This window comes from Staphylococcus sp. FSL W8-0304 (assembly GCF_038006565.1).
GTDB classification, from domain to species: domain Bacteria; phylum Bacillota; class Bacilli; order Staphylococcales; family Staphylococcaceae; genus Staphylococcus; species Staphylococcus epidermidis.
This window is the reverse complement of sequence record NZ_JBBOVL010000001.1, coordinates 1261903-1275359: the sequence shown is the minus strand read 5'-3', so window position 1 is coordinate 1275359 and position 13457 is coordinate 1261903. Positions and strand designations below refer to the sequence as shown.

Sequence of the window (13457 nt, the reverse complement as noted above, 5' to 3'; positions counted from 1 at the left end):
AACGACATTACTATTAATTAATAATTCAAACGCCAATGTCTTATTCCTTTAATTTAATCCATGAAATCTTTAAGACGTTTACTTCGACTAGGATGTCTTAGTTTTCTTAAAGCTTTTGCTTCAATCTGACGAATTCTTTCACGTGTTACACCGAATACTTTTCCAACTTCTTCTAGTGTTCTTGTTCGTCCATCATCTAAACCAAAACGTAAACGTAAAACATTTTCTTCTCTGTCAGTAAGTGTATCTAAAACATCTTCTAATTGTTCTTTTAACAATTCGTATGCTGCATGGTCAGATGGACTTTGAGCTTCTTGGTCCTCAATGAAATCTCCTAAATGACTATCATCTTCTTCACCAATTGGCGTCTCTAATGAAACGGGTTCTTGTGCAATTTTTAAAATCTCTCTGACTTTTTCTGGTGGTAAATCCATTTCTTCTCCAATTTCTTCAGGAGCTGGATCTCTTCCTAAATCTTGCAATAATTGACGTTGAACACGAATCAATTTATTAATCGTTTCTACCATGTGTACTGGTATTCGAATTGTACGTGCTTGGTCAGCAATTGCTCGTGTAATAGCTTGTCTAATCCACCAAGTGGCATATGTTGAAAATTTAAATCCTTTGCTAAAATCAAACTTTTCCACAGCTTTAATTAAGCCCATATTACCTTCTTGAATCAAATCTAAGAATAACATTCCACGACCAACATATCGTTTAGCAATACTAACAACTAAACGCAAGTTTGCTTCAGCTAATCGTGATTTAGCAATTTCATCACCTTGTTCAATTCTTTTTGCAAGCTCAATTTCTTCTTGAGCACTTAAAAGATTAACTCTACCAATTTCCTTTAAATACATACGCACTGGGTCATTGATTTTGACACCAGGAGGGGCACTCAAATCATTAGGATTGATTTTATCATCCGTGTCAGAACTATCTTTTTCATTAACAAGTGTAATGTCATTGTCATTCAATTGGTCGAAGAAATCATCCATTTGATCTGAGTCCATTTCAAAATTTTGCAGTTTTTCAGCGATTTCTTCGTGACTTAAATGACCTTCTTTTTTTCCTTTATCAATTAATTGTTTTTTAACATCTTCTAGTGTTAAAGTCGGATCAATTGTTTGCTTTTTAATTTTAACTTGGTTGTCAGACATGAAAAGGCCTCCCGATTTTAGTAAATACTGATAATCTATTAATAATTATATATTATATCAATTTAATATGATTTGTATATTCTAAATAATCACTAGATTACACTGAGTAAGTGAAAATCAAGTGATATTACCTTAAATAAGCGGTGTTCAATTGAATAAATATACACTTTTGAAGTTCTGATATAACAAATTTACCCGATAAATAATTAAAGTAACCATATTCGATTAACTACTCTTGAATTTTAAATTAAATCCTTTTAAATATTGCTTTTACATTCGATTTTTATTTTTGTTAACGATAAGTTGCAAATAATATTTTTGTAATTCTGAATCTCCAATACGCGATGCTTCCCTTAATTTATAATTCAAACTTTCTAAGGAATCTTCGTTATTATTATTTTTAATAATTTGAATATAGTCCTCTATTTCGTTTTCATAAGGTTCATCATTTAGATGATATTGATCTAATTCAATAAGAACTTCTCTCAATTCATTAGATTCAATATATTGCATCATATCGCTAATTGTATAATAATCATTTTTTGAATAATAGTCGTACAAATAACTAAATATACGCTTTAAATAGCTATTTGTAAAGTCTTCTGGCACAATTTTTTGATAATAATTCAAAAAAGTATCTTTATCTTTCGTTAAATGCTTAATTAAAGCTCTTTCTGCTTTCTCATTTTTAGTCAGACGACCGAGTATTAATTGTTGTTTGCTTGGCTCATCTTGAAAAGTGGGATAAGTGTTCGACGACATCTGATGTTGATAAGTTGCATCTAACTCATATTGAATGGTTTCTGGATTAACTTTAAATATATCAGCTATGTTTTGAATAAGTTTATTACGAATGATACCTGAATTGACTAAAGAAAGGTCTCGCACAGTTTCTTTAAAATGTTTTTCGTATGCAAGATCATTATGATTAATCTCATTTTGATACATTTTAACTTTAAATAGCACAAATGATTGTTTGTCTTGTTGAACAAATTTTAAGAATTGTTCGTTATCATATTTTCTAATATAGTCATCAGGATCCATACCTGAAGGTAGTTGAACCACATACACATTTAAGCCTTGATTCAACAGTGCTTGTCCAGTTTTTAGAGTAGCTTCTTTACCAGCATAATCACCATCAAACATTAATGTTACATTTTGCGTTAGTTTTTGTAAAAAAGTAATATGTTCTTGTGATAACTGTGTACCCATACTAGCGACAACTTGTTTTAAACCAGCATAATCTGATTTAATTACATCCATGAAACCTTCTAATAAAATAATTTCATCTTGCTTTCGAATAAATTTACGTGCTTTATTTAAATTATATAAAATTCTACGCTTCTGGAAAATAGGTGTTTCTGGACTATTTAAATATTTTGGTTCTTGATCAGTATATGTCCGTCCTGAATACCCAACAATTCGTCCTTGTCCATTCTTTAATGGAAACATAATTCTATTTCTAAATCTATCAAAATATGTGAAATTCTCTTCATTACGAGATAACAAACCCGCTTCAAATGCTAGTTCTATATCATATCCTTTTTTTTCAAGAAAATCATGACAAAAATGTGAGTTATCAGGTGCATATCCAATTTCTCTTTCTTTAATAAGGTCATCCGTAAAGCCGCGTTCATGTAAATAATTTAGGGCTTCCTCACCTTCAACTGTTTTCATTAAAGCATAATGATAATAATCTTTAATGAGTTCATGCATCTCAATCATTTTCAACTCATCAGACGCAATTTTTGTCGAGGAATTTGTTTGGTTCTGCCCGATATCAACTTGAATATTAACTCGTTCACCCAAGTCCTTTACAGCTTCAACAAATGATACGTCTTTAATTTCTTGCGTAAATTGAAAAACATTACCACCTTTTTTACATCCAAAACAATGACAAATTTGTTTATCTTCTGAAACTGTAAATGAGGGTGTTTTTTCATCATGAAAAGGACACAAACCGATATAATTGCGTCCTCTTTTTTCAAGTTTTACATATTCACTAACTAAATCTAATATATCAGTTTTATTTTTTATTTCATCAATGACGGATTGATCTATACGCAAAAGACATCACCTATCAATATTCATAATTGCTAATTGTTTATTTTTATGTGGTTGCTAAAAGAATGAAGGAATATATTTCAAACATTAAATACCACCTATAAAATACATTTATTTCTATGGTAGCAATCTTATTAAAGTTCTATTATTATACCTTCAATTTATTGGAAAAGAAATCATTTCGATTTATTTTGTTCGATAAAATGAATAATATCATTTGCTGTTTCTTCAATGGCTTTATCTGAAACGTCAATAACAGGACAACCAATCTTATCGACTAACTTTTCAAAGTAATCTAATTCTTCCTGAATTCTTGCTTCAGTTGCATATCTAGCTTTGTCACCTAATCCTAATTGTTTTAATCTCTCTTTACGTATACGATTTAATTTTTCTTCACTAATTTTTAACGCAATACATTTTGATGGATCAACATTAAATAAACCGTCTGGTGGAGTCACTTCAGGTACTATTGGAATATTCATTACTTTATAGCTTTTATGTGCTAAATATTGAGATAAAGGTGTTTTTGATGTTCTTGAAATGCCAAGTAACACAATATCTGCTTTCGGCAATCCTTTAGGATCTTTTCCGTCATCGTATTTAACAGCAAATTCGATTGCATCAATCTTTTTAAAATAAGCATCGTCCAATCGGTGAACCATTCCTGGTTCATAATAAGGTGTTTCTTCAATAGAATTCGATAACAATTCCATTAGTGGACCCATGATGTCAACAGATTTCAATGCATGTTCATTGACTTTTGATATCATATACTTTTTAATTTCGGGTTTTATTAATGTATAAACAATGATTGCATTCGTATCTTTAGCAACCTGAATCACTTCATCAACATTTTCAAATGATTCGATATATGGATATCGAAGGAATTCATGCTTACATTGTTTAGGGTTGAATTGTGAAACGCCTGCTCTTGCAACGAGTTCCGCAGTTTCACCAATTGAATCAGAGGCAACAATTATCTTTATATTATCCATGTACTTACCACCTATTCTTTAAATAATGAAACGAATAATTTAGTGATTGTTGTTTTAGAGATGCGACCTATTACTTCAAATTTGTCGTTTTCTTTAGGTCTAACAATTGGTAATGAATCTATCTCTTTATCAATCATTTGATTTGCAGCATAAATAACGAGTTCCTGTTCTTTTAAATATGAAACATGAGGCATTCTAGTCATATTTACACTGATAGGCATTGTATGTATGTCCTCACCAATCATTGAGGCACGAAGTAAGTCTTTCCTAGAACATACTCCTACAAAATCGTTATTCTCATTTGTAATAAATAATGTACTGACATCTTCTAAAAAGATGGTACATATAGCATCATAAACAGTCATGTTTTCTTTTATGACAACAGGATGCGACATATAATCTTTTACAACATATTTTCGTAATTTTTCGTTTATGATTTTATTTTTAGATTTACCAGAATAGAAATAACCTACTCGAGGACGTGCCTCTATAAAACCAGACATCGTGAGTATAGCCAAGTCAGGACGTAATGTAGCACGAGTTAAATTGATTTTTTCAGCTATATGCTCGCCCGTGATAGGTCCTTCCGATTTAACAATCTCTATTATTTGTTCTTGTCTTTGACTTAATTCTATAGGTCTTCACCCCTTTTTAATACTTACTCATTATAACTTTTATTTTCAATTGCTACAAATACATATAAACACTTGCTATTAAAAATTATTTCAATTAGAATTATTAATAAGCGAGTTAAGGATGGTGTGAGCTTAACAAATATATTTTGGCATATGATTAAATTTTTATAAAAGCGAGTGTTTACACTAATTTGGGTGGAACCGCGGGTTGAAAAGTAAATAAACACATGTTATTACAACAATGTGTTTTAAATAATTTAAACTCGTCCCAAGATAATATTGCATAATCTATGTGTATTGTCTTGGGGCGTTTTTATGTATAAGGAGAGGCTTTTATGGTTAAAAATATGGATACAATTGTACAACTTGCGAAGCATAGAGGATTTGTATTCCCTGGTAGTGATATCTATGGTGGATTATCGAATACATGGGATTATGGTCCGTTAGGTGTTGAATTAAAAAATAATATTAAAAAAGCTTGGTGGCAAAAATTTATTACGCAATCACCTTACAATGTGGGTATTGATGCTGCGATTCTTATGAATCCAAAAACATGGGAAGCATCAGGACATTTAGGAAATTTTAATGATCCTATGATTGATAATAAGGACAGTAAAATTCGTTATCGTGCAGATAAATTAATCGAAGATTATATGCAAAATGAAAAAGGTGACGAAAACTTTATAGCAGATGGCTTAAGTTTTGATGAGATGAAAAAAATTATAGATGATGAAGGAATTGTTTGTCCGGTCAGTAAGACTGCAAACTGGACCGATATCCGTCAATTTAATCTTATGTTCAAGACTTTCCAAGGTGTTACTGAAGATTCTACTAATGAATTATTTTTACGACCTGAAACAGCTCAAGGTATTTTTGTGAACTATAAAAATGTTCAACGTTCTATGCGTAAAAAATTACCTTTTGGTATTGGTCAAATTGGTAAATCATTCCGTAATGAAATCACACCAGGAAACTTTATTTTCAGAACAAGAGAATTCGAACAAATGGAACTTGAATTCTTCTGTAAACCTGGCGAAGAAATTGAGTGGCAAAATTATTGGAAAACTTTTGCAAGTGAATGGTTAACAGATTTAAACATCTCAGAAGACAATATGCGCCTTAGAGATCATGATGAAGATGAATTATCACACTATTCCAATGCTACTACTGATATTGAATATAAATTCCCATTTGGTTGGGGTGAATTATGGGGTATTGCGAGTCGTACAGACTATGATTTAAGACAACATAGTGAACATTCAGGTGAAGATTTTAAATATCACGATCCTGAAACAAACGAAAAATACATTCCTTATTGTATTGAACCATCTCTTGGTGCAGATCGTGTGACTTTAGCATTTTTATGTGACGCGTATGCTGAAGAAGGTGTTGAAGGTAGTAAAGATGCACGTACAGTTATGCACTTCCACCCTGCTTTAGCACCATATAAAGCGGCAGTATTACCATTAAGTAAAAAATTATCAAGTGAAGCTATTAAAATTTTTGAACAACTAAGCTCTAGCTTTGCAATAGACTTTGATGAATCACAATCTATTGGTAAACGTTATCGTCGTCAAGATGAAATAGGTACACCATATTGTATTACTTTTGATTTTGATTCATTAGAGGACAACCAAGTAACAGTGCGTGACAGAGATAGTATGGAACAAGTACGTATGCCAATATCAGAACTTGAAACATTTTTAGCTGAGAAAGTTAAATTTTAGTTTACTATTTAGTTATAAGTAAAAATTTTGAATACGAATAAAGCTCCTATCTTAAGTTTTAACAACAAAAGATAGGAGCTTTTTATTGATAAATTTATTTTAAGATCTTTCATTATAATAGAAATCTTTTTACAATGAATCTTTTTCTAATCTATTTAATTGGTTTATTAATTTTTGACTTTTAAAAAACATACCAGCATACTCACGATAAAGCATGATAAGTAGTTCAGACATTTCATTTAATATGTCTTGCTGAATATTTAAATGATTCATCTTACTTATAGGTAATTGCTGCAGGATATTAAGAAGATATAAGGTGCGATTAGAGAGATGAAAAGCATGTTGATCCTGATATAATGCAGATTCTGAAATAGCACCGTCAAATTTAAAACTATACGCTATAAGTTTTGATTGATCTTGAATGCCGGTAATTGCACAGTGATCAAATGAAGCTGTGAATCCAAATTTAGACATATTTTTTAATAAGACGATTACAGACATTAATTGTGCAGGGGTTCCTTCGTTAATTTTGGAAAGAACAAATTGAAGTAAGTCATAGTTATATTTTGAAACCTCATTCTCTTCCATTGATCGGTCAATTGTTTCAGCACATAAAGATGCATAGCTACTTTCAAATAAGTCGAGTTGGAGTTCATAATGTTGATTAATCACATCAACAGAATTTAGTGTTCCCATGCCTCGCCATTTATTATATATAAATAAGCCATATACGAAAAGCTGTGTATTTGCTTGAAGTCCAGACTTAACTTTTTTTGCTCGTCTGGCCATTAGTGGTATTTTAGCTCCGTATTCATTTAAAATTGTAATGATTTTGTCTGATTCACCATAATCAACAGATTTGATAATGATGCCCTTTTGTTTCATTAGCATCAGTTGATCACCAACCTTCTATTGATTAATCTTGATCTTCAACATATCCAATTTGTCTTATAAAATTGACCTTATTTCTCCAATCACGTTGTACTTTCACCCATAATTCAAGATAAACTTTCGAGCCAAGTAACATCTCGATATCTCTACGTGCACGTTTACCCACTTCTTTAAGCTTTTTACCACCTTTACCTATTACTATACCTTTTTGTGAATCTCTTTCAACATAAATTGTCGTCTCAATACGTACTCTATCTTCATCCTCTTTAATCATACGATCGACATTGACACCAATTGCATGTGGAATTTCTTCACTAGTCAAATGTAGAATTTTTTCTCTAATGATTTCACTCACCACAAATTGCTCAGGATGGTCTGAAATTTGATTGTCAGGATAATATTTAGGCCCTTCTGGTAAAAAAGATTTTAATACATCAATAAAGTGATCAACATTCAACCCTTCTAAAGCAGAAATTGGAATTATGTCTGTAAAATCCATATATGACTGATATTGTTCAATTTTTGGCATCAATGTATCTGGATGAACCAAATCAATTTTATTTAAAACTAAAAATATAGGTGTTTTGACGTTTTTTAGCATTTCCATTATATACTCGTCTCCTCTACCTATATCTTCATTTACATTAACCATAAACATAATAGCATCAATTTCAGAAAGTGTGTTTTTAGCTACTCTCATCATGTAATCTCCCAATTTATGTTTAGGCTTATGGATACCAGGTGTATCGATAAAGATGATTTGAGCATCATCTCTTGTCATCACACCTTGTATTTTATTTCTAGTCGTCTGAGCTTTATCTGACATAATAGCAATTTTATGTCCTATTACTCTGTTTACAAAGGTAGATTTACCTACATTAGGTCTACCGATAATTGAAACAAATCCTGATTTATGTTCTGTCATTAATTTAAATCCTTTCCAGAAAATCCTAATGGTAATAATTCATCAACTGTAGCTTCTATCATATCTCCGTTTTGATTGGTCATATATACAGGCATATCTTTATCACAAAGTTCCATCATCACCTGGCGACATGCGCCACATGGGGATGATGGTTTATCAGCATCGACAGTAACTGTAATGGATTCAAAATCACCTGGTTGATAACCTTCTGATATAGCGCTTACTAAACTTGATCTTTCTGCACATATTCCCATCGGATATGCAGCGTTCTCAACATTTGCTCCATAAAAACATCGACCATCTTTCGTCTTTAAATAAGCACCAACTTTAAAGTTACTGTATGGTGCGTAAGCATTTTTTTGTGCCTCTCGGACTTCTTTAAAGTAGTGTGATTGATAACTCATTACATTCCTCCCTTAAATATTTCTAATATATATGGTAAAAAAACGATTAACCCAATACATATTGAAACGATTGAAACGATGACAACACTAAACGCAGCTATATCTTTAGCGTATTTTGCATATTCATGATAGTCAGTTGTAATTAGGTCAACAACAAATTCAATTGAGGTATTAATAGCTTCAAAACTTAAAACAAGTCCTATAGCTACGATGATTAATATCCAATCTATACGATCAATATTTAACACAAATCCTAATATGATAATAATTATGGCCGCTAAAATGTGTAATAAGAAATTTTGGTCTTTTTTTAAAATTGCGCAAAAACCCTCATATGCATATTTAAAACGTTTCATATTAATTTCTAGTTAGACCAAATTCGTTTAGTATAGCATCTTGTCGACCAAACATTTCTTTTTCATCATTATCATTCATATGATCATATCCTAGCAAATGTAAAAAGCCATGTAATGCTAAAAATCCTAATTCACGCTCAAATGAGTGTCCGTAGCTTTCTGATTGTTCTTTGGCAACATCTGTACATATAATAATATCACCTAGAACACGTGGTATATCAAAGTCATTGAAATCTATTTCTGGTTCATCTTCTTCTAGAGCAAATGAGATGACATCAGTAACTTTATCTTTGTCGCGATATACTTTATTTATATTTTGAATTTCATCTTTATCTACAAAAGTTACTGACAATTCGGCATCATTATGAATATTTTCTTTCTTCTTAGCGAATGTTAATAATTGATCTATTTGGTCCAACCAAGACGTTTCTACTAGACCTGTATGGTCACTAAAATCTATAGTAAACATTTATTCAACTCCTTCATAACGATTAATAATTTTACTTACAAGTGGATGTCTAACTACATCACTTTGATCCATTTTCATGATACTTATGCCGCTGACACCACTTAGTTTTTTTACCGCTTCTTTCAAACCACTTTTTACACCTTTTGGTAAATCGATTTGAGTTTGATCACCAGTGACAACCATTTTTGATCCAAATCCTAAGCGGGTAAGAAACATTTTCATTTGTGCATGTGTCGTATTTTGAGCTTCATCTAATATAACAAATGCATCATCTAGGGTTCTACCTCTCATATATGCTAATGGCGCAATTTCTATTACACCTCGTTCGATGAGTCTTTGAGTTTGCTCTCTACCTAAAACAGTATTTAACCCATCGTAAAGAGGTCTTAAATATGGATCTACTTTTTCTTTTAAATCGCCTGGTAGAAATCCTAGAGATTCACCTGCTTCAACAGCAGGTCTCGTTAGAACAATACGCTTAACAGATCCTTTACGTAGTTGTTTAGCCGCATATACGACTGCTAAAAAGGTTTTACCAGTTCCAGCTGGACCAATGCCAAATACTAAATCATTACGTTTCATAGCATTAATATATATACGTTGTCCCATAGTCTTAGCACGAATTGTTTTACCATAAGCATCTTTTGTAATTTCTTCATCGTATAAATCTAATAAATGATGAATTGTATTATTGTCGGCCATTTTTATAGCAGCTTCTACATCTTTAAGCGTAATTGTATTACCTAATTCAATTACTTTAAGTAAATTCTTTAGAACTAATTCTGCTTTTTCAACATGCTCTATTTTTTCACCTTTAACAGCAATTTCTTGACCTCTAGCATGTATTACGACATTAAAATGTGCTTCAATCGCTTTTAGGTTTTCATCGTTATTTCCTATTAAAGCTTGAGATTGATTAATATCGTCAATTTGAATTATTCCTGGCATAAACGCGCTCCTTTTCAAGTTACGTAAATTTAATGTTTCATCAACATGAGATAAATTTCATAATATAAATTTTAGCTTGATACATCAATATTGTATCATGCTTGCTATAAATAAATGTTGAATTAAACTCTTATTATCATTCATAGCTAAAATTCATTTTAAATCTTAATTAAATTTTACTAAAATACGTGTTTTTAGACAAACTAAAAAGAGAGTATACCGTAATAAATTACAATATACTCTCTTATATGCTTAAATATTTAAATTAATGTTTGAAAAAAATAATTAAAGCTGTTTTGGTTTATTTAAAATTTCTGACCAAATAATACCATTAATAACTTCATCACTATCATATTGAAAAGCAGAGCGCGACATGTTTTTCTCAACATTCCTAGAATTTAGTAGTTGTTTTATTCTATATCGTTTTGTTCTTTCTGAAAGATATTTATCGTTGATAATGTCTTGAGCTTTCCTCTCAATCATAACAAGTTGCTTTTCTTTTTCTTTATCAATTTCTTTACGTACGTCAATTAAATTTTTAGTTACATCTTGTTCAAGTTCTTGCTTAAGTTTTTCATAATTATCATCTCTTGATGTTGTTTTATCTGGCTGAGGGATATTTTGATGTTCATGAGTAGACGTTGTTTGACGTTTGGATTGTGAAGTATTTTGTTTTTCTTTATGATGTGATGTTTTTTTCTTTTCATTTTCATTCCAATCTTCGTTCAGTGGTGGTAATGAAGTTTCAAAAGGTTTACTCTGTTTTTTTTCAGGTTCATCATTTAATTCGTCACTAATTTCTTGAAAAGTTTTTTCTAATTTTTCAAAGAAACCACCTTCTTGATGTTGCTCGTTTGAGGTTTTTTGATTGGGTCTTTGATTTTGTCTGTCCTCGTGACTTTTATCTCGTAATGCGCTAACACCTGTAATTATCACAGATATGATGAAAATGATAATGCCAATATTCATCTTATCACCTCTTCATTATTGTTGTGGTGATTCATCATCGTTTTGATCAGTGCGCTTATTTATTGCATTTCTCATACCTGTATCCGCTTCAATATTTTTAAGGTTATAATAATCTTTAACTCCAATATTGCCTGATCTTAATGCTTCCGCCATAGCTAAAGGCACTTCGGATTCAGCTTCAACAACTTTAGCTCTCATTTCTTGAACACGCGCTTTCATTTCTTGTTCAGAAGCAACAGCCATTGCGCGACGTTCTTCTGCTTTAGCTTGTGCAATGTTCTTATCAGCAAGTGCTTGTTCTGTTTGTAAATCAGCACCGATGTTTTTGCTAATATCAACATCGGCAATATCGATAGATAGAATTTCGAATGCAGTTCCAGAGTCCAAACCTTTACTTAGTACTGTTTTTGAGATATTATCTGGATTCTCGAGCACTTCTGTATGATGCTCACTAGAACCAATTGTAGATACTATACCTTCTCCGACCCTAGCAATGATTGTTTCTTCACCAGCACCACCAACAAGTCTTGCTATGTTAGCGCGTACGGTAATACGAGCTTTCGCCTTAACTTCGATACCATTCATCGCTACACCTGCAATAAATGGCGTTTCAATAACTTTTGGATTAACTGACATTTGTACTGCTTCTAATACATCTCTACCTGCTAAATCAATGGCAGCGCCTCGCTCAAATGGTAAGTCGATATCTGCTCGTTGTGCTGCAATGTTTGCATCTACAACACGATCAACATTACCGCCTGCTAGGTAATGAGACTCAAGTTGATTTGTAGTTAAGTTTAAACCAGCTTTATGCGCTTTGATCAGAGGTGCGATAACTTTTCTTGGTGAAACCCGTCTTAAACGCATCCCCACAAGTGTGCCTATTCCAACATGTACTCCAGCAGCTAGTGCTGAAATCCATAATCCGACCGGAACAAATGAAAACAGAATGAGTAGTGCAACTACTATAATGACTGCAATGATTATAAAACCAATACTAAACATTAAATCGCTCCTTTTTATTTTTCGATTTCTCTAACAACAACACGTGTACCTTCAACTTCAAGAATCTTAACTTGTCGATTACGTAAAATAAATGATCCATCAGATACTGCGTCTATTCGATCATTGTCACAAGTTATAATTCCTGCTGGTCTTAAATCGGTAACAGTATGTGCAGTTTTTCCTACAAGATGAGAGCGGTCGTCATGTGAACGATAACCTGCTTCAGAATTTGTTGAATCCTTTAAAATAACTTTATCTAAAAATGGAATTTTTCTATTGAATATTTTCACTAAAATCACCCATTCTACAATTGATAATATTAATGCAACTATAACATTTCCAAGCATTAATAAAATATTGTCACCAAGTATAATAATACTTAGTGTTATTAGAATAATACCAATAATACCTATTACAGCGCCTATAACAAATAATTCAACAATCAGTAGTATGAGGCCAATTGTAAACAGTAATACTGACATCACATTGACATCGCCATTAATTAGGAATGCTAAAAATAAAAGTAGTAAAGCAAGTAATGCTATTATTCCCATTAAGTTTATGCGCTTTGAATATAGTTGGTATAAAAAGCCAATAAATATAATACAAGTGAAAATAAGAGAAACAAAAGGTTGAGTGATAAACTGTGCAAGGTTTTCAACCCAATTCATTCCATTTAAAGGTTTTGCCATAAATAGCATATGTATTAGATGTAAGTTATCCATTTTTTCACCTCGCCCTCAAAATAATTATACATGAAATGAAACATATCATATAGTCATTTACTTATCTATAATAAAAATAGTATGTTAATTTAGTAAAATAAAAACGCAATATTAGACAATATAAAATCAAAGCATTTTAACTATTACTCAAACGCATTTAGATTTAGTTACAACAGTTTGTTAT

The 13457-nt window shown here is 31.5% G+C and carries 14 protein-coding genes; 1 reads left to right on the top strand and 13 read right to left on the bottom strand.

Features of this window, described 5'->3' with window-relative positions:
• Window positions 1-53: 53 nt before the first annotated feature.
• The 4 genes from rpoD to NST35_RS06025 all read right to left on the bottom strand — a co-directional run bounded on the left by rpoD (window position 54) and on the right by NST35_RS06025 (window position 4854).
• On the bottom strand, window positions 54-1160 hold the full coding sequence (rpoD, locus tag NST35_RS06040; protein ID WP_002440071.1) for an RNA polymerase sigma factor RpoD: 1107 nt from the start codon (window positions 1158-1160) through the stop codon (window positions 54-56).
• A 270-nt stretch (window positions 1161-1430) separates the two neighbouring features.
• Window positions 1431-3227, bottom strand: coding sequence for a DNA primase (dnaG, locus tag NST35_RS06035; protein WP_001831005.1), 1797 nt, complete (start codon window positions 3225-3227; stop codon window positions 1431-1433).
• Between the two features lie 173 nt (window positions 3228-3400).
• Window positions 3401-4219, bottom strand: coding sequence for a pyruvate, water dikinase regulatory protein (locus NST35_RS06030; RefSeq protein ID WP_001831146.1), 819 nt, complete (start codon window positions 4217-4219; stop codon window positions 3401-3403).
• 11 nt (window positions 4220-4230) lie between these two features.
• Entirely contained in the window at window positions 4231-4854 is a 624-nt protein-coding gene (locus tag NST35_RS06025; protein ID WP_010959185.1) for a helix-turn-helix transcriptional regulator, read from the bottom strand.
• 335 nt (window positions 4855-5189) lie between these two features.
• Here NST35_RS06025 and NST35_RS06020 point away from each other — a divergent pair, with 335 nt between their 5' ends.
• Complete coding sequence (locus NST35_RS06020) at window positions 5190-6581, top strand: glycine--tRNA ligase (protein WP_002456487.1); 1392 nt, start codon at window positions 5190-5192, stop codon at window positions 6579-6581.
• 129 nt (window positions 6582-6710) lie between these two features.
• Here NST35_RS06020 and recO read toward each other — a convergent pair whose 3' ends face one another.
• From recO to NST35_RS05975, 9 genes are all read right to left on the bottom strand, one after another.
• Entirely contained in the window at window positions 6711-7472 is a 762-nt protein-coding gene (recO, locus tag NST35_RS06015; protein WP_001830983.1) for a DNA repair protein RecO, read from the bottom strand.
• Window positions 7473-7497: 25 nt separating this feature from the next.
• The gene (era, locus tag NST35_RS06010; protein WP_002486238.1) at window positions 7498-8397 is read right to left on the bottom strand and encodes a GTPase Era; all 900 of its coding nucleotides are present in this window, start codon (window positions 8395-8397) and stop codon (window positions 7498-7500) included.
• Window positions 8397-8801, bottom strand: coding sequence for a cytidine deaminase (gene cdd, locus NST35_RS06005; RefSeq protein ID WP_001830967.1), 405 nt, complete (start codon window positions 8799-8801; stop codon window positions 8397-8399). The genes era and cdd overlap by 1 nt, the downstream gene beginning before the upstream one ends.
• Window positions 8801-9157: a diacylglycerol kinase family protein gene (locus NST35_RS06000; protein WP_001831257.1), complete on the bottom strand. Its 357-nt coding sequence runs from the start codon at window positions 9155-9157 to the stop codon at window positions 8801-8803. Before NST35_RS06000 ends, cdd begins: the two co-directional genes overlap by 1 nt.
• A gap of 1 nt (window position 9158) precedes the next feature.
• On the bottom strand, window positions 9159-9626 hold the full coding sequence (ybeY, locus tag NST35_RS05995) for an rRNA maturation RNase YbeY (RefSeq protein WP_002486239.1): 468 nt from the start codon (window positions 9624-9626) through the stop codon (window positions 9159-9161).
• A complete protein-coding gene (locus NST35_RS05990; RefSeq protein ID WP_001831049.1) occupies window positions 9627-10574 on the bottom strand; it encodes a PhoH family protein in 948 nt (315 codons plus the stop codon). It lies immediately after the preceding gene.
• Window positions 10575-10859: 285 nt separating this feature from the next.
• Window positions 10860-11543, bottom strand: a complete 684-nt coding sequence (locus tag NST35_RS05985) for a hypothetical protein (protein WP_002456484.1) — start codon at window positions 11541-11543, stop codon at window positions 10860-10862.
• 15 nt (window positions 11544-11558) lie between these two features.
• Window positions 11559-12548, bottom strand: coding sequence for a flotillin-like protein FloA (floA, locus tag NST35_RS05980; RefSeq protein WP_001830989.1), 990 nt, complete (start codon window positions 12546-12548; stop codon window positions 11559-11561).
• Between the two features lie 14 nt (window positions 12549-12562).
• Entirely contained in the window at window positions 12563-13273 is a 711-nt protein-coding gene (locus NST35_RS05975) for an NfeD family protein (RefSeq protein ID WP_001831053.1), read from the bottom strand.
• Window positions 13274-13457: the final 184 nt, after the last annotated feature.